General features: G+C 66.3%; 14 protein-coding genes. 9 read left to right on the top strand and 5 right to left on the bottom strand.

The features are described from left to right. Positions 1-19: 19 nt before the first annotated feature. Together BAC01S_RS03785 and cysS are read right to left on the bottom strand one after the other, a co-directional pair. A complete protein-coding gene (locus BAC01S_RS03785; protein ID WP_027793565.1) occupies positions 20-1,033 on the bottom strand; it encodes a DNA-3-methyladenine glycosylase family protein in 1,014 nt (337 codons plus the stop codon). Between the two features lie 45 nt (positions 1,034-1,078). Next, entirely contained in the window at positions 1,079-2,476 is a 1,398-nt protein-coding gene (cysS, locus tag BAC01S_RS03780) for a cysteine--tRNA ligase (protein WP_027793564.1), read from the bottom strand. 258 nt (positions 2,477-2,734) lie between these two features. On the opposite strand from cysS, the gene BAC01S_RS03775 reads away from it, so the two are divergent. The 4 genes from BAC01S_RS03775 to BAC01S_RS03760 all read left to right on the top strand — a co-directional run bounded on the left by BAC01S_RS03775 (position 2,735) and on the right by BAC01S_RS03760 (position 5,549). After that, positions 2,735-3,439 carry a tetratricopeptide repeat protein gene (locus BAC01S_RS03775; RefSeq protein WP_027793563.1) on the top strand — a complete coding sequence of 235 codons (705 nt, stop codon included), beginning with the start codon at positions 2,735-2,737 and terminating at the stop codon, positions 3,437-3,439. A 78-nt stretch (positions 3,440-3,517) separates the two neighbouring features. Further along, positions 3,518-4,099, top strand: a complete 582-nt coding sequence (locus tag BAC01S_RS03770; protein WP_027793562.1) for a peptidylprolyl isomerase — start codon at positions 3,518-3,520, stop codon at positions 4,097-4,099. A 109-nt stretch (positions 4,100-4,208) separates the two neighbouring features. Next, on the top strand, positions 4,209-4,703 hold the full coding sequence (locus BAC01S_RS03765) for a peptidylprolyl isomerase (protein WP_027793561.1): 495 nt from the start codon (positions 4,209-4,211) through the stop codon (positions 4,701-4,703). A 48-nt stretch (positions 4,704-4,751) separates the two neighbouring features. Next, a complete protein-coding gene (locus BAC01S_RS03760) occupies positions 4,752-5,549 on the top strand; it encodes a UDP-2,3-diacylglucosamine diphosphatase (RefSeq protein WP_027793560.1) in 798 nt (265 codons plus the stop codon). Between the two features lie 27 nt (positions 5,550-5,576). Here the strand turns inward: BAC01S_RS03760 and cysE are convergent, their stop codons facing one another. Together cysE and BAC01S_RS03750 are read right to left on the bottom strand one after the other, a co-directional pair. Continuing rightward, on the bottom strand, positions 5,577-6,398 hold the full coding sequence (cysE, locus tag BAC01S_RS03755; protein WP_027793559.1) for a serine O-acetyltransferase: 822 nt from the start codon (positions 6,396-6,398) through the stop codon (positions 5,577-5,579). A gap of 202 nt (positions 6,399-6,600) precedes the next feature. Beyond that, on the bottom strand, positions 6,601-7,434 hold the full coding sequence (locus BAC01S_RS03750; RefSeq protein ID WP_043201071.1) for an RNA methyltransferase: 834 nt from the start codon (positions 7,432-7,434) through the stop codon (positions 6,601-6,603). Between the two features lie 334 nt (positions 7,435-7,768). On the opposite strand from BAC01S_RS03750, the gene BAC01S_RS03745 reads away from it, so the two are divergent. From BAC01S_RS03745 to BAC01S_RS30215, 4 genes are all read left to right on the top strand, one after another. Further along, the gene (locus tag BAC01S_RS03745; RefSeq protein ID WP_027793557.1) at positions 7,769-8,566 is read left to right on the top strand and encodes an inositol monophosphatase family protein; all 798 of its coding nucleotides are present in this window, start codon (positions 7,769-7,771) and stop codon (positions 8,564-8,566) included. 123 nt (positions 8,567-8,689) lie between these two features. Then, positions 8,690-9,988 (top strand): lysophospholipid transporter LplT, encoded by a 1,299-nt coding sequence (gene lplT, locus BAC01S_RS03740; RefSeq protein ID WP_027793556.1) that lies wholly within the window; start codon positions 8,690-8,692, stop codon positions 9,986-9,988. A 124-nt stretch (positions 9,989-10,112) separates the two neighbouring features. Beyond that, complete coding sequence (mutS, locus tag BAC01S_RS03735; RefSeq protein ID WP_027793555.1) at positions 10,113-12,800, top strand: DNA mismatch repair protein MutS; 2,688 nt, start codon at positions 10,113-10,115, stop codon at positions 12,798-12,800. Beyond that, the gene (locus BAC01S_RS30215) at positions 12,766-14,112 is read left to right on the top strand and encodes a hypothetical protein (protein ID WP_407667904.1); all 1,347 of its coding nucleotides are present in this window, start codon (positions 12,766-12,768) and stop codon (positions 14,110-14,112) included. Before mutS ends, BAC01S_RS30215 begins: the two co-directional genes overlap by 35 nt. A 138-nt stretch (positions 14,113-14,250) precedes the next feature. Here the strand turns inward: BAC01S_RS30215 and BAC01S_RS03725 are convergent, their stop codons facing one another. Beyond that, the gene (locus BAC01S_RS03725) at positions 14,251-14,799 is read right to left on the bottom strand and encodes an FKBP-type peptidyl-prolyl cis-trans isomerase (RefSeq protein WP_027793554.1); all 549 of its coding nucleotides are present in this window, start codon (positions 14,797-14,799) and stop codon (positions 14,251-14,253) included. A 32-nt stretch (positions 14,800-14,831) separates the two neighbouring features. Between BAC01S_RS03725 and BAC01S_RS03720 the strand changes: the two genes are divergently transcribed. After that, positions 14,832-16,064 carry a JmjC domain-containing protein gene (locus BAC01S_RS03720; RefSeq protein ID WP_027793553.1) on the top strand — a complete coding sequence of 411 codons (1,233 nt, stop codon included), beginning with the start codon at positions 14,832-14,834 and terminating at the stop codon, positions 16,062-16,064. Positions 16,065-16,244 lie beyond the last annotated feature (180 nt).

Below are 16,244 nucleotides of genomic sequence, written 5' to 3'. Positions count from 1 at the left end.
ATCGGGCCGCGCGAGCCGGTCAGGCCGGCTCGAGGCTGCGCCACATGTACCACGTTGCGACCGTGCGCCACGGCTCCCAGTTGGCCGCGACTTCGCGCGCTTCGCTACGCGTGACCGGTTCGCCGCTGAAGTAGTTGACGCTGATCGCGCGGATCAGGCCGAGGTCGTCGAGCGGCAAGACATTCGGACGCGCGAGGTTGAAGATCAGGAACATCTCCGCGGTCCAGCGGCCGATGCCGCGAATCTGCGTGAGCTCCGCAATCACGGCCTCGTCGTCCATCGAGGTCCACTTGCCGACGTGCAGCGCACCCGAGACGAAATGCTGGGCGAGATCGAGAATGTATTCCGTCTTGCGCTTCGAGAGCCCGCATGCGGCAAGCTTTTCATGGCCGAGCTTGAGGAACTGCTGCGGCACGAGCTTGGGGCAGGCCTCCTCGACACGCCGCCATAGCGCCTGCGCCGCCGCCGTGGAAACCTGCTGGCCGACCACCGAGCGTGCGAGCGTGACGAACGGATCGTCGCGGCTCAGCAGGTGCACCGGGCCGAACTTCGGAATCAGCTTCTTGAGTATGCGGTCGCGCTTGACGAGATCGGCGCAAGCGCGATCCCAGTAATCGGGACGCTGCACGTCGAAGCGATGCGCATCCGCTGCCGCGGTTGTATCGGGCAGATCGAGCGTGGCCGCGCCGTCCGGCTGCACGGCCGGCACCGCGTGCAAGGCCTGCGCGTCGAGCGCGACGTTCACGCCATTGGCCTTCATGCGCGCCGATTTCGCGCCCGCCGGCTTCGAAGCCGACTTCGCTGCCGACCGCGCCGCCGTCCTGGCCGCACCATTGGGCGTGCCTCGCGCTTCGCCCGCCGCGTCTTTCGCAGCCGCCTTTCTCGCCGGCTCCGTCTTGCCGTCGAGCCCATCCTTTGCTGCGTTGGCGGCGCCTGCGGCCTTGGCGGCACCGGTGCCGCGCATGGCGCGCTTCGCTGCCTCGCCCGTTAGCGACGCAGACCGCCTGGCCTGCGTCTTCGTGGCCATTGCCATCCTGCCTCCTGCCTCGCGAATCGATCAGTGGTTTGGACTAGCCGCTCAAACGCGGCGCCACTCGGTCAATCCGCCCGGTTTGTCTTCGAGCGCGATACCGGCTTCGAGCAGCTCGGCCCGGATCCGGTCCGCCTCCGCATACTGCTTTGCCTGCTTGGCCGCCACGCGCGCCGCGATCTTCGCTTCGATCGCGGCCGCATCGAGCGCGCCGGCATCCTGCCCGCCCGCACCCTGCTGCAGGAACACGCGCGGCTCGCGCACGAGCAGCCCGATCACGCGCGCAAGCTTTTGCAGCTGGCGCGCGAGCACAGCGTCGCGTGTGCGGTTCACTTCGGTCGCCAGTTCGAACAGCACCGCGATCGCCACCGGCGTATTGAAGTCGTCGTTCATCGCCGCGTGGAAACGCTGCGCGTACGGCTCGCTCCAGTCGAGCTCGCCCGTGTCGGGCGTCACGTCCTTGAGGGCCGTGTAAAGACGCGTGAGTGCGTTGCGTGCATCGTCGAGGTGCACGTCACTGTAGTTCAGCGGCGAACGATAGTGCGCGCGCGCCATGAAAAAGCGCACGACTTCCGCATCGTATTTCGCGAGCACTTCGCGGATCGTGAAGAAGTTGCCGAGCGACTTCGACATCTTCTCGTTGTCGATATTCACGAAGCCGTTGTGCATCCAGTAGTTGACGAACTTCTGGCCCGTCGCGCCTTCGCTCTGCGCAATTTCGTTCTCATGGTGCGGAAACTGCAGATCCTGCCCGCCGCCGTGAATATCGAAATGCTCGCCGAGCAGCGAGCAGCCCATGGCCGAGCATTCGATGTGCCAGCCCGGACGCCCGCGTCCGTATTTCGATTCCCAACTCGTGTCCGCAGGCTCTTCCGGCTTGGCCTGCTTCCAGAGCACGAAGTCGAGCGGATCCTGCTTGGCGTCGTTGGCCGCCACACGCTCGCCCGCGCGCAGATCTTCGATCGACTTGCCGGACAGCGCACCGTAGTTCGCGAACTTGCGCACGGCGTAGTTCACGTCGCCGTCCGCGCCCCGATACGCGTAACCATTGCGCTCGAGCGTACCGATCATGTCGAGCATCTGCGGGATGTACTGCGTCGCGCGCGGCTCGTGGTCGGGACGCACGACACCGAGCGCATCCGCGTCCTCATGCAGCGCGTCGATGAAACGGTCGGTGAGCGCCTTGATCGTCTCGCCGTTCTCCACCGCGCGACGAATGATCTTGTCGTCGATGTCGGTAATGTTGCGCACGTAGGTCACGTTGTAGCCGAGCGTGCGCAGCCAGCGCTGCACAATGTCGAACACCACCATCGCACGCGCATGACCGACGTGACAGTAGTCGTACACCGTCATGCCGCAGACGTACATGCGTACGACGCCGGGCTGAAGCGGCACGAAAACTTGCTTGTCACGCGCGAGCGTGTTGTAGATGCGCAGTGCTTCCATAAAGACGAGGATACGTGGGTCGAAGAAAATCCGCGACGGCAGCGAGCGCGACCGGGAGGTGCGTCGCACCGCGGCACTCAGGCTACGAACTGGGCGGAGACGACCACGAGTGGCGATGACAGCCTGGCATCTTACGCGGCTCACCCGGCATTCACCAGGACGCAGGATCCCGTGGGAATCTGCCGGAACGGGCGCGCGACGAAAACGCACAGACCTTTTGTTAGAATGGCTCGGAGTATAACACCGCGACCTCACCCTATGAAACCTTCCAGCGGCCGCGCGCCCCGCGCTGCGACCCTTGCCGCCGCGGCTCTCGCGAGCGCCGCGCTCGTCCTTGGCGGCGCGCGCGCCGCTATCGCGGCGCCTCCTGCGGCAGTCGACAACACACCCCAGGCGGACACCGCCATCTCGCAGCACAACTGGGCGGCCGCGCTCGACGCACTCGACGCGCGCATCAAGACGAACCCGCGCGACGTGCAGGCGAAGTTCAAGCGCGCCACGATCCTCGCGCGCCTGAACCGCGATCAGGACGCGATCGAGGCGTTCACCGAACTCACGCAGACCTACCCCGAGCTGCCCGAACCCTATAACAATCTCGCGGCGCTCTACGCGAAGGAGGGCCGTTACGACGACGCGCGTGCCGCGCTCGAAACCGCCGTGAAGGCGAACCCGTCCTACGGTCTCGCATGGGAAAATCTTGGCGATCTGTATCTGCGCCTTGCCGATGCGTCATACCGACGCGCGACCGCACTCGGTCACGCGAGCGGCGCGACCCAGCAGCGCCTCGCCGATCTCCAGAAGATCGTTTCGCCGCCCGCCACGCCGAAAAAGGCGCAAGTCGAAGCTCCGAGCGCAGCGAGCACGCCGATGGCCACCTCGCCTGTGCTGAGCAATCCCGCATTCCAGTTCGGCGGCCCTTCCGGGTCGCTCGCGATGCCGCCGTTCGTGGCGCCGTCGCAGTAAGCCGTGCCGCGCGGCCCGTCGCACGGCGGCGCGGCGCACGACGTTTCTCCGCTTGTTTTCGCTACTCCGAGGATACTCATGAAATGGTTGATGTTGGCGCTCGGCAGCGCCGCCCTGATCGCGAACGCGCCCGCCTTTGCGCAATCGGCTTCGGCCGCCGCGCATCCGCAGGTGCTCTTCAAGACCAGCGAGGGTGACTTCCGCGTCGAGCTGTATCCGGAGAAGGCGCCCAAGACCGTCGACAACTTCCTCCAGTACGTGAAGTCCGGCCAGTACAGCGGCACGATCTTCCACCGCGTGATCCCCGGCTTCATGATCCAGGGCGGCGGCTACACGGCAAGCTACGTCGAGAAGCCCACGCGCGCGCCGATCCCGCTCGAGAGCAAGAACGGCCTGAAGAACGTGACCGGCACGATCGCGATGGCGCGCACGAGCGACCCCGATTCGGCGACGGCGCAGTTCTTCATCAACACCGTGGATAACGCGGGTCTCGACTATCCGAATCCGGACGGCAACGGCTACGCGGTGTTCGGCAAGGTCGTCCAGGGCATGGACGTCGTGAAGAAGATCGAAGCGGCCCCCACCACTACGCGCGGCCCGATGTCCGACGTGCCGCAGAAGGAAATCGTGATCGAGTCGGCGACCGTCGTCGGCAAGTAAATCTCCTTCGTCGCGCGGCGCGGCACCGTGACACGCGAGGGGCATGACCCCCGCCTCGTGACGGTGCCGCGCCGTCCTTTCACCTCCTGCCACAGCAAAGGATTCCATCATGGTCGAACTGCATACGAACCACGGCGTCATCAAGCTCGAACTCAACGCCGAGAAGGCGCCCAAGACCGTCGCGAACTTTCTCGAGTATGTGAAGAAAGGCCACTATGACGGCACCGTATTCCACCGCGTGATCGACGGCTTCATGATCCAGGGCGGCGGCTTCGAAGCCGGCATGAAGCAGAAGCCCACCGACGCCACCATCGAAAACGAGGCGAACAACGGCCTGAAGAACGAGCGCGGCTCGATCGCGATGGCCCGCACCAACGACCCGCACTCGGCGAGCGCGCAGTTCTTCATCAACGTCGCCGACAACGACTTCCTGAACCACACGTCGCCGACGCCGCAAGGCTGGGGCTACGCCGTGTTCGGCAAGGTCGCCGAAGGCCTCGACGTCGTGGACAAGATCAAGAAGGTCCGCACGGGCTCGAAGGGCTTCCATCAGGACGTGCCGATGGACGACGTCGTGATCGAGAAGGCCGTCGTCGTCGAATAACGTCACTAACGACGTCACAAATAACATCGCAACGCGCACGCTTCGTTCATGCTGCAGGAAAAGGCACTTCGACACGCCGCCGCGGGCGTGCCCGGCGAGGGCAAGCGCCCTCATGCGGCGCGCCCGTTTCTGTTCATCTCCGACCTGCACCTGAGCGAGGCCATTCCGCGCACGGTCGCCGCGTTCGAGCATTTCATCCGCGTCACCGCCGACCAGGCGGACTCGGTGTTCATACTCGGCGACCTCTTCGAATACTGGATCGGCGACGACATGCTCGCCGATCCCTTCGTCGCCCGCATGACCGCGCTGATGCATACGCTTTCCGAGCGCGGCATCGCGCTCTACATCATGCACGGCAACCGCGACTTCCTGATGGGCAAGCGCTTCATGAAAGCGGCGGGCGCGATCTGGCTGCCCGATCCCATCGCGATCACGGCGTTCGGCACGCGCATCGCGCTCGCGCACGGCGACGGGCTGTGCACCGAAGATCGCGGCTACCAGGTCTTTCGCAAATTCGCACGCAATACGCTCGCGCAATGGCTCTTTCTCGCGTGGCCGTTCCGCTGGCGGCGCGCGCTCGCCGAGAACATGCGCAAGAAGAGCGAACAAGGCCGCGAGCGGCCGGTTTCACCGCGCTACGACGTGACGCCGCGCGGCGTGGCGGCGCTCTTCAGACGCAGCCGCGCCGGCACGATCATTCACGGCCACACGCACCGTCCCGCACGGCACCAGGAGCCGGGCGGCGTGCGCTGGGTATTGCCCGACTGGGATCTCGATCACGGCAAGCCGCGCGGCGGCTATCTGCGTGTCGACGCGGAAGGCTTCAGGATGATGCCGCACGGCTGAGCGGCCCTTCGACCGCTCACGCCTCGCTTAAGCCTGGATACGTGCCTGCTCCGCTTCGGCCCGATCCGGATGCGCGGCCGCCTCACCCTCGAGGCTCGCCGACAGGCGCCGCAGATCGATCAATGCGGCGTCGGCGCCATGCAGCGCCTCGAGGCGCGTGCCGAGCCGCTCGAGCGCATCGACGATCGCGTCGACGCGCTGCGTCTGCTTCGCCGCGTGATCGATCAGCCCGTGAATCGCAAGCGAGACCGGATCGTCGGCATTCGGCGAGATGCCGTAGGCGCAGAACGCCTCGCGCGCCGACTTCTCCTTCGCCTGCGGCAACGCGGTCCTGGCCGGCGCCACGATGCGCGCCGGGTTGCCGACCGCGGTCGCGCCCGCCGGCACCGGCTTCACGACCACGGCGTTCGAGCCGATTTTCGCCTGCGCTCCCACCGTGAAGCCGCCGAGAACCTTCGCCCCCGCACCGACGATCACGCCCGGCCCGAGTGTGGGATGACGCTTCGCACCGCGCGCGAGCGACGTGCCGCCTAGCGTCACGCCCTGATAGATCGTGCAGTCGTCGCCGACCTCGGCGGTTTCGCCGATCACGACGCCCATGCCATGGTCGATGAAAACGCGCCGGCCGAGCGTCGCGCCCGGATGGATCTCGATGCCGGTCAGAAAGCGCGCGACCTGCGAAATGTAGCGCGCAAGCCAGCGACGCTGCGCGAGCCAGCACGCGTGCGCGACGCGATGCAGCACGAGCGCATGCAGACCCGGATAGCAGGTCAGCACCTCCCACGCGCTGCGGGCGGCGGGATCGCGCTCGCGGATCGTGGCGATGTCTTCGCGAAGTCTCTTGAACATGGCTGTCACGCTGTGAGAGGGGCAACTGCGGGGAAACGGCGCGGCGCCGGCGCCGCGTGCGGCAACGCACGGGCGCGCCTGGCACGCGCGCTGATTTGCTTATGATGTGCAGTCGATTCTAGGCGACAACGTGCGCCACGCCGGGATGACCCCGATAGCGTAAAGGTCAGCCGGAAGCCCCCGGATGACTGGCTCAGGGCGCTCAGGGTGTATTGCCGCCGTCGTCCTTCCCCTTCAGCAGCAGGATGTGCTTGGCGATGCCGCGCACGATGTTGACCTCCTCGCGCTCCAGCCCCGAGCGTGCGAAGAGCCGCCGCAGCCGCGACATCAGCTTCTTCGGATTCGCCGGATCGAGAAAGCCGAGCGTGACCAGCGCATGCTCGAGATGGACATACATGCGCTCGATGTCGTCGCTCGTGGCAAGCGGCGAAGGAGCCGGGACCGCGCTCAGGGACGGCGGCGAAGCCATGGCTTCGCCGCCGGAAAGATAGGCGAGGCGCAATTCATACGCGAGCACCTGGACGGCCTGCGCCAGATTGAGCGAGCTGTAGGCGGGATTCGCCGGAATATGCGCGAGCGCGCTGCATCGCTCGACGTCGTCGTTCGAAAGGCCCGTGCGCTCGTTGCCGAACACGAGCGCGATATCGCCGTGCGCCGACACCTGGCGACAGGCATCGCGCACCGCCTCGCGCGGCGCGCCGGGCGGCGGCCCGTACTCGCGCGTGCGCGCCGTGAGCGCGAGCGACCATTGCGTGCCCGCCAGCGCGTCGGCCAGCGTCGGCACGATGTGGGCCGCGGCGAGCACGTCGTCGGCGCCGCTCGCCATGGCAATGGCCTCGGGATCTCGCTGCACCTGCGGCACCCGTGGCGCCACCAGCACGAGCCGCGAGAAACCCATCGTCTTGAGCGCGCGCGCCGCCGCGCCGACGTTGCCGGGATGGCTCGGCTCGACGAGCACGAAACGAGTGGACGTGAAACCGCCGCGCAGCGGTTCGTGGGCTTCGCCGGCGGCGGCGTGAGGATCAGGGTGCACCAAGATGAATCTCGAACGACAGCAAAGTGAAACGCCTATGTTAGCGCGGGAAAGCCAAAGCACGTAGTGCTCGCAGTGCGGCCTCGCAGTACCGCCTCATTCGCAAGCCTTCAGCAACAACGGGCCGGACTCGGGTAAAATGACGAAATTCGCGCGCGGTTGCGCGCCGGTCGGACAAATCCGCCGGCGCGCCGCGCCCCGCTCTTATTCAATTCGTCTCCGTTGGCGGGACAGGTTCGCACCTCGGGCGCCCTGTCCATCGTCAGACGCTTTTATCTTCTGCAGCCCGGCTCGCCGCGCCTCGTGCGAACGCGCCGGATAAAAAGGATCCAGGCTCATGCATCCCATGCTCAACATCGCTGTCAAGGCCGCGCGCCGCGCCGGACAGATCATCAACCGCGCGTCGCTCGATCTCGACCTCGTGCAGGTCTCGAAGAAGCAGCACAACGATTTCGTCACGGAGGTCGACAAGGCATCGGAAGCGGCGATCATCGACACGCTGAAGACCGCCTACCCCGATCACGCCATCCTCGCAGAAGAATCGGGCCTCTCGGAGAACGAATCCGAATACCAGTGGATCATCGATCCGCTCGACGGCACCACGAACTTCATCCACGGCTTCCAGTACTACTGTGTCTCGATCGCGCTCGCGCACAAGGGCATCGTCACGCAGGCCGTGGTCTACGACCCGACCCGCAACGACCTCTTCACCGCCTCGCGCGGCCGCGGTGCGTTCCTGAACGACCGCCGCATCCGCGTGGGCCGCCGCGACCGGCTCGCCGACTCGCTGATCGGCACGGGTTTCCCGTTCCGCGAAAAGGACGGCCTCGAACGCTACACCGACCTCTTCGCCGAAATGACGCGCGCCTGCGCGGGCCTGCGCCGTCCGGGCGCGGCCGCGCTCGATCTGGCGAACGTCGCCGCGGGCCGCATGGACGGCTTCTTCGAGCAGGGCCTCAATCCGTGGGACGTCGCGGCGGGCGGCCTGCTCGTGACCGAAGCGGGCGGCCTGATCGGCAACTACACGGGCGACTCGGATTTCCTGCACATGGGCGAAGTGGTCGCGGGCAATCCGAAGGTGTACGCGCAAATGGTGCCGATCCTTTCGAAGTACACTCGCGTCAACGCGGCTTAAGGACGCCGGACGCATGCGGTCCAAACCCATGCGGCCCATCTGCGGCCTGACGCGGTCGAGCGGCTTCGGCCGCTTTTTTGTTTTGTCGCGCTTTCTGCCTATCAGCCGCCGCGCACGCATCCGATGAAAAAGGGCTTCTACACGATCATCGCAGCGCAGTTCGTTTCGTCGCTTGCCGACAACGCGCTGCTGATCGCGGCGATCGCGCTGCTAACGGTGATCGCGTCACCCGCATGGGTAACGCCGCTCCTGCAGATTTTCTTCACGGTGTCCTATGTAGTGCTCGCGCCCTTCGTCGGCGCGTTCGCCGACGCCCTGCAAAAGCGCCACGTCATGTTAGTCTCGAACGCGCTCAAGGCGTGCGGCTGCCTGCTGATGATCGCGGGCGTGCATCCGATGATTGCCTACGGTGTGGTCGGCTTCGGCGCGGCGGCCTACTCGCCCGCAAAGTACGGAATCCTTACCGAGCTGTTGCCGCCCGAAAAGCTCATCGCGGCGAATGCGTGGCTCGAGTCGGCCACCGTGCTCTCCACGATCATCGGCACGATGCTGGGCGGCGCGCTCGTGAGCACCTACGCCGATCGCTTCGTCGCGCACCACGCGCTGCCGCTGATCCACTCGTCGGCGGATCTCGCGATGTTCGCAGTCATGCTCACTTATGTCATCGCCGGCCTCATCAACTTCGACATTCCCGATACCGGCGCGCGCTACGCGAACCGCCTGAAGGAGCCTCGACGCCTCGTCACCGATTTCGTGCACTGCTTCAACGTGCTCTGGGCCGACAAGCTCGCGCAGATTGCGCTCTGGGTCACGACGCTCATGTGGGGCGCCGCCGTCACGCTGCAACTGCTTGTGCTCAAGTGGGCCGACGTCAACCTCGGCCTCTCGCTCTCGAAGGCCGCCGTCATGCAGGGCGTGACCGGGCTGGGCATCGCGATCGGCGCGGCCGCCGCCGCCGCGTGGGTATCGCTGCGCGCGTCGCTGCGGGTGCTGCCCGTGGGCGTGCTGTGCGGCGTCGTCGCCGTGGGCATGGCGTTCTACAGCAAGGGGCTCTTCCCGCCGGGCGAGGGCCTGCGGATTGGCCACTTCCTGCTGCCCTTCTATCTGCTGTTCGCGTACCCGTTGATGGTGCTGCTCGGCACGCTCGCAGGCTTCTTCATCGTGCCGATGAACGCGCTGTTGCAGCATCGCGGCGCGACGCTCCTCTCCGCGGGCCACTCGATCGCGGTGCAGAATTTCAACCAGAACCTCGCCGTGCTGTTGATGCTGGGCGCCTATGCGCTGCTATTGACGGCCAGGATGCCGGCGCAGTGGATCATTGTCGTGTTCGGCACCTTCATCGCCGCGATGATCGGGCTCGCCATGCGGCGAAGCGCCGCTAATGCACGCAAAGTGAATCTGCGCGCGCTCGTGGACGAATGAGCGTGCCGATTCACCTTGCGCGCCGTCCATGCCTGACGCTGTCCGCACCGGCCGTTCGGCCAGCTTTACATGCGGGCCGCGCGGGTTAAACTCACGCCCTGAACCCTAAGCAAGACTTCCGAGGATGGCTACACATACCGAAGGCGACATCGCACAGCATACGCCGATGATGCGCCAATACCTCAGCATCAAGGCCGACCATCCGGGCACGCTCGTGTTCTACCGGATGGGCGACTTCTACGAGCTTTTCTTCGAAGACGCCGAAAAGGCCTCGCGGCTGCTCGACCTCACGCTCACGCAGCGCGGCGCCTCAGCCGGCAATCCGATCAAGATGGCCGGCGTGCCCCACCATGCCGTGGAGCAGTATCTCGCCAAGCTCGTGAAGCTCGGCGAGTCGGTGGCGATCTGCGAGCAGATCGGCGATCCGGCCACGTCGAAAGGACCCGTCGAGCGCAAGGTCGTGCGTGTCGTCACGCCCGGCACGCTGACCGACGCGGCCCTGCTCTCCGACAAGAACGACGTTTATCTGATGGCCGTCTGCCCCGGCCACAACCGGCGCGGCGCGACGGTCAACGTCGGTCTCGCCTGGCTCAATCTCGCGAGCGGCGCACTGCGCCTCGCGGAAATCGCGCCCGAGCAGGTCGCCGCCGCCTTCGAGCGGATCCGCCCCGCGGAAATCCTCGTCGCCGAGCTGCCCGCGGAATCGGCGGGCTGGGCACCGCCCGCACCGTCCGGGTCGAATTCGGGTGCGCTCACGCGTGTACCGGCCTGGCATTTCGACGTCGCCTCGGGCAAGCAGCGCTTGTGCGACCAGCTCGACGTAGCGAGTCTCGACGGCTTCGGCGCGCAGGCGCTCACGAGCGCATGCGGCGCCGCGGGCGCGCTGCTGCTCTACGCGGCGGCCACGCAAGGTCAACAACTGCGCCACGTGCGCAGCCTGAAGGTGGAAGTCGAGTCGGAGTACATCGGCCTCGATCCGGCCACGCGCCGCAATCTCGAACTCACCGAAACGCTGCGCGGCACCGAGTCGCCCACGCTCTGCTCGCTGCTCGATACCTGCAGCACGGCGATGGGCAGCCGCCTCTTGCGCCACTGGCTGCATCACCCGCCGCGCGATGCGTCGATCGCGCAGATGCGCCAGCAGGCCATCGGCGCGCTGCTCGAAGCGCCGCCGCCCGCCGGCGTCGACGATCTGCGCGCCAGCTTGCGCCAGATCGCCGACGTGGAGCGCATCACCGGACGCCTCGCGCTGCTTTCGGCGCGCCCGCGCGATCTCTCGAGCCTGCGGGACACCTTCGCGGCCTTGCCCACCCTGCGCGAACAAGTGGCGGCGGCCGCCGGCGGCGCGAGCGCCGCGCCGTCGCTCGCGCGTATCGCCGAGGCGCTGGAGCCGCCGGCAGCGTGTGCCGATCTGCTGCAACGCGCGGTCGCACCGGAGCCGGCAGCCATGGTGCGTGACGGCGGCGTGATCGCGCGCGGCTACGACGGCGAGCTCGACGAGCTGCGCGACTTGTCGGAGAACTGCGGCCAGTTCCTGCTCGATCTCGAGACGCGCGAGCGCGCCCGCACGGGCATCGGCAATCTGCGGGTCGAGTACAACAAGGTGCACGGCTTCTATATCGAGGTCACGCGCGGCCAGACCGACAAGGTGCCCGACGACTATCGCCGGCGCCAGACGCTAAAAAACGCCGAGCGCTATATCACGCCCGAACTGAAGACCTTCGAGGACAAGGCGCTTTCCGCCCAGGAGCGCGCGCTCTCGCGTGAGCGCGCGCTCTACGACGCGCTGCTGCAGTCGCTGCTGCCGTTCATTCCCGACTGCCAGCGCGTGGCTGCGGCGCTCGCCGAGCTCGACGTGCTCGCCGCGTTCGCGGAACGCGCTCGCGCGCTGGACTGGTGTGCGCCGGCGTTCTCGCCGGAGCCCGGCATCGAGATCGAACAGGGCCGCCATCCGGTCGTCGAGGCGCAGGTCGAGCAGTTCATCGCCAATGACTGTCTGCTCGGGGCCGATCGCAAGCTGCTCCTCATCACCGGCCCGAACATGGGCGGTAAGTCGACCTTCATGCGGCAGACCGCGCTGATCGCCCTGCTCGCCTACGTGGGCAGCTACGTGCCCGCGAAGCAAGCCCGCTTTGGCCCGATCGACCGCATCTTCACGCGCATCGGCGCTGCCGACGACCTCGCGGGCGGCCGCTCGACCTTCATGGTCGAGATGACCGAAGCGGCGGCGATCCTCAACGACGCCACGCCGCACAGCCTCGTGCTGATGGACGAGATCGGGCGCGGCACCTCGACCTTCGACGGTCTTGCGCTCGCCTGGGCGATCGCGCGCCACCTGCTTGCGAGCAACGGCTGCCACACGCTCTTCGCGACGCACTACTTCGAGCTCACCCAACTGCCCGCCGAATTTACTCAGGCGGCGAACGTGCATCTCTCGGCGGTCGAGCACGGGCATGGCATCGTGTTCCTCCATGCGGTGCAGGAAGGCCCGGCCAATCAGAGTTATGGCCTGCAGGTTGCCCAGCTCGCGGGCGTGCCCGCGCCCGTGATCCGCGCGGCGCGCAAGCATCTCGTCCATCTGGAGCAGCTTTCGGCGGGACAACCCACGCCGCAGCTGGACCTCTTCGCGGCGTCGCTCGCCGACGATGCGCCGCTCGAGGCCGAAGACGCACCTGCCGCGCAGGATCCCTCCGCCACGCTCGTCGCCGAGCGGCTGCGCGCGCTCGATCCGAACGAGTTGCGCCCGCGCGAGGCGCTCGATCTACTGTACGAACTGCATGAGCTGGCCACGGCGCCGGACGCGCAACGCTGAGCGCCGCAGCGCGCCGCCGGATGCCTCGCCTCGGCCCGCGTGCCGAGGCGAGGCGGCCTTGCGCTGCCGCGCGTCGTTCGGTGCCGCGGCGGTTTTCGCTGTCGCTTTCGTGCTGACCTTCAGTGCGCCGGCAGAAGCACAGTCGCCGCGCTACGCATTCGCGGTCATCGCGAACGTTCTCAGGTCGCAAACGGACGAACCTGCTGCGCAACGGCTCATCGACGCGATCGGCCGCGATCCGCAGACCTCGTTCGTCGTCTACGACGGCAACCTCAAGGGAGCCGGCGAAACCTGCGCGGATGCGCTCTACGACCGGCGTCACACGATACTGGAGGCTTCGCGCCCGGCCCTCATCTTCGTGGCCGGTGAACACGATTGGTCCGGTTGCGGCGCCAACGGATCGGGGGCGTGGGACCCCGTCGAACGGCTCGACCTGCTGCGCCAGACCTTCTTCTCCGACCCGATGACGCTCGGGCAAAACCCGCTTCCCGTCACGCGCGAAAGCGAAGTGTCGCGCTTTCGGCCCTACCGGGAAAACATGCGCTGGCAGCTTGGCGACACCGTATTCGTGGCGCTGAACGTACCGGACGGCAACAATCACTATCTGTACGCGGGCGGCCGCAACGGCGAATTCGAGGACCGCGTGATCGCCAACGGCTTCTGGCTCGAACACGCGGCGGAGGTAGCGAAGCGCCGTAACGCGCGCGCCGTGATCGTCTTCATCGAAGGCGATCCCCTGCTGGAGCACGAGCACGAAGAGCGGCCCGATCGCTTCGCGTGGCTGCGCTTCGGCCATCGGCCGCGCGACGGCTACGTCGAATTCAGGCACAGCCTGATGAAGCTGGCCGAAACGTTCCGCGGTCCGGTCGTGCTCATCCATCCGACGCACGCAAAGCTTGCGCACGGCTTCGCGATCGACCGGCCGTTACACAATGAAAAAGGTGTGAGAATTGCGAACGTGACGCGCATCGAGTTCGACTTGCGCGACCCGCTTACGCAGTGGCTGCAGATCGATGCCGACATGACGCACGGCACGCCGCTGCGCGTCAGCGTGCGCGACGTGCCGAAACATCTGCCGCTCCTGCCACCGCTTCTGCCCGAGGGGATCCCGGCAGGGGAGGCCCCGGAAATGCCCGAGGTCTCGTCAATGCCCGATGTCACGACGATTCCCGGCATGCCCCAGGCGCCGGACGTCGTGCCGCCGGCCGGCGCGTCCGCCGCAAGCGGCGTTTCGCCCATGCCGCCGTCGGGCACGCCGGGCACCCCGCCCGGGCAGCAGCCCGCAACGCCGTCCCAGCCATGGAATCAGTAAGAGAGATAGCGCCGAAAGGTGCGGGCAAACTGCCGCACCCGGCATAGATCTGGCGCAATGAGCTGAGGCAACGACCGCAGCAGCCAGGCTCAATGCGCGCCGGCAACTTGCCGGCGCATGAAAGATTTGCGAAGCGGATCAGTGAAGCGTGGGTTTCGAACCGGCTTCGCCGCCGTCTTCCTCTTCGTCGTCCTCGTCGACGACTTCAAGACCGTCCGCGCCGTGTGCGTGCTCGTGCTCGATCTCGTCTTCGGTCGCCTCGCGCACTTCCCTGACGGTCAGGGCAAAGCGCAGCGCCATGCCGGCCAGCGGGTGATTGCCGTCGAGCACGACCTTGTCCTCGGCAACATCCGTGACGGTGTAGATGAGCGTGTCGAGATCCTCGTCGCCCTCTTCGGGTGTTCCTTCGAACTGCATACCGACTTCGAGCGGCTCAGGAAAACGGCTACGCGGCTCGATCTTGACGAGCTCGGGATCGTACTCGCCAAACGCGTCCTGCGGTTCGAGCTGAAGCTGGGTCTCGAAGCCCGGCTCCTTGCCGTCCAGCGCTTCCTCGATCTTGGGGAACGTGCCATCATAGCCGCCGTGCAGATAGACCATCGGCTCGTCGCTCTCCTCAATCAGATTGCCCTGCGCATCCGATAGCTTGTAAGCGACCGACACGACGGTGTCCTTTGCGATTTTCATTCGTTCCTCCAGAATACAGACCACATTATACGATGCTCAAGCGGTCCCCTGACCACGCGGTGAACGCCAGCAAGCAACGCGCCGCGCCCACTCCGGCACGTCCCGCGCCTGACGAACCCACGCCGCTTCTCGGCGGCCTCACGCCGGCGCAGTTCATGAAGCGATACTGGCAGAAAAAGCCGCTCCTGATCCGCCAGGCGATACCTGGCATCGAGCCCCCGCTCATGCGCGACGAACTCTTTGCGCTCGCCGACGGCGACGACGTCGAGTCGCGCCTCATCACGCATTTTCGTCGCCGCTGGGTGCTCGAACATGGACCGTTCTCGCCGGAGGCGCTGCCCGCTCCCGAGGCGCGCCAGTGGACGCTGCTCGTGCAGGGCGTCGACCTGCACGACGACCGGGCACGCGCGCTGCTCGAGCGTTTCCGCTTTGCACCGGATGCGCGCCTCGACGACCTGATGATCTCCTACGCCACGGATGGCGGCGGCGTCGGCCCGCACTTCGATTCGTACGACGTCTTCCTCCTGCAGGTGCATGGCAAGCGGCGCTGGCGCGTCGGCGCGCAGCGCGACCTCACCCTGCAGGAAGGTCTGCCGCTAAAGATCCTCGCAAACTTCGAGCCGGAAGAGGAATGGGTGCTCGAGCCCGGCGACATGCTCTATCTGCCCCCGCATATCGCGCACGACGGCGTGGCCGTCGGCGAGTGCATGACCTGTTCGATCGGCTTTCGTTCGCCTTCCACGTCGGAGCTCACGAACCAGTTTCTCTACTGGCTCGCCGAACGCGGAATGGAGCGCGCGCCGGCTGTACCCACGCTCTACCGCGACCCGAGCCAGCCGGCGGTCGCGCAGCCCGCGCAGTTGCCGCCCGCGCTCGTCTCGCGGGTCGCGGATGTGCTCGCAAAAGTACGTTGGGGCGAAGCTGAGGTATCTTCGTTCGTCGGCTCGTGGCTCAGCGAACCGAAGCCTAACGTCGTGTTCGACGCACCGGAAAAGCCGCTCGACGAAGCCCGGTTTGGCGCCCGCGCAGCAAAAAGCGGCCTGGCTCTCGACCGGCGGACAATCCTGCTTTACGATGCGCGATCGTACTACCTGAACGGGGACCAGTACTTGCTCAAAGAGACGAGAAAGTGGCTGCCGGAATTCGCCGACAACCGCTTGATGGACGGGAAACGCTTTGTAACACTCTCACACGATTCGTCGGTGACAGCGTTGCTGCACGAGTGGTATTGTGCGGGCTGGATACGGGTCGGAATGCTTGCCTAAGCGCTCCGGACTGTTATACCGTACTAATATAGTGCTTGTATGAGAAAGACAACGTATTGTCCCCCGAATTGTCGACGGTCGATACGAAAGTGCCTATAATTCCCGCCCAGGCCGTAGGGAAGATTCACGCTCTTGCAGTGCGTCTCCACCAGCGGCTCAGGTCGGTGTTGGGGCACATTT

This window comes from Paraburkholderia acidipaludis NBRC 101816, from assembly GCF_000684975.1.
GTDB lineage: Bacteria > Pseudomonadota > Gammaproteobacteria > Burkholderiales > Burkholderiaceae > Paraburkholderia > Paraburkholderia acidipaludis.
The sequence above is the reverse complement of the archived record's forward strand: the minus strand, read 5'-3'. Positions and strand labels throughout refer to the sequence as shown.

Coding starts and splice junctions, on each gene's coding strand:
- BAC01S_RS03785 (WP_027793565.1), bottom strand. CDS start 1,033: ATGGCAATGGCCACGAAGACGCAGGCCAGGCGGTCTGCGTCGCTAACG.
- cysS (WP_027793564.1), bottom strand. CDS start 2,476: ATGGAAGCACTGCGCATCTACAACACGCTCGCGCGTGACAAGCAAGTT.
- BAC01S_RS03775 (WP_027793563.1), top strand. CDS start 2,735: ATGAAACCTTCCAGCGGCCGCGCGCCCCGCGCTGCGACCCTTGCCGCC.
- BAC01S_RS03770 (WP_027793562.1), top strand. CDS start 3,518: ATGAAATGGTTGATGTTGGCGCTCGGCAGCGCCGCCCTGATCGCGAAC.
- BAC01S_RS03765 (WP_027793561.1), top strand. CDS start 4,209: ATGGTCGAACTGCATACGAACCACGGCGTCATCAAGCTCGAACTCAAC.
- BAC01S_RS03760 (WP_027793560.1), top strand. CDS start 4,752: ATGCTGCAGGAAAAGGCACTTCGACACGCCGCCGCGGGCGTGCCCGGC.
- cysE (WP_027793559.1), bottom strand. CDS start 6,398: ATGTTCAAGAGACTTCGCGAAGACATCGCCACGATCCGCGAGCGCGAT.
- BAC01S_RS03745 (WP_027793557.1), top strand. CDS start 7,769: ATGCATCCCATGCTCAACATCGCTGTCAAGGCCGCGCGCCGCGCCGGA.
- lplT (WP_027793556.1), top strand. CDS start 8,690: ATGAAAAAGGGCTTCTACACGATCATCGCAGCGCAGTTCGTTTCGTCG.
- mutS (WP_027793555.1), top strand. CDS start 10,113: ATGGCTACACATACCGAAGGCGACATCGCACAGCATACGCCGATGATG.
- BAC01S_RS30215 (WP_407667904.1), top strand. CDS start 12,766: ATGAGCTGGCCACGGCGCCGGACGCGCAACGCTGAGCGCCGCAGCGCG.
- BAC01S_RS03725 (WP_027793554.1), bottom strand. CDS start 14,799: ATGAAAATCGCAAAGGACACCGTCGTGTCGGTCGCTTACAAGCTATCG.
- BAC01S_RS03720 (WP_027793553.1), top strand. CDS start 14,832: ATGCTCAAGCGGTCCCCTGACCACGCGGTGAACGCCAGCAAGCAACGC.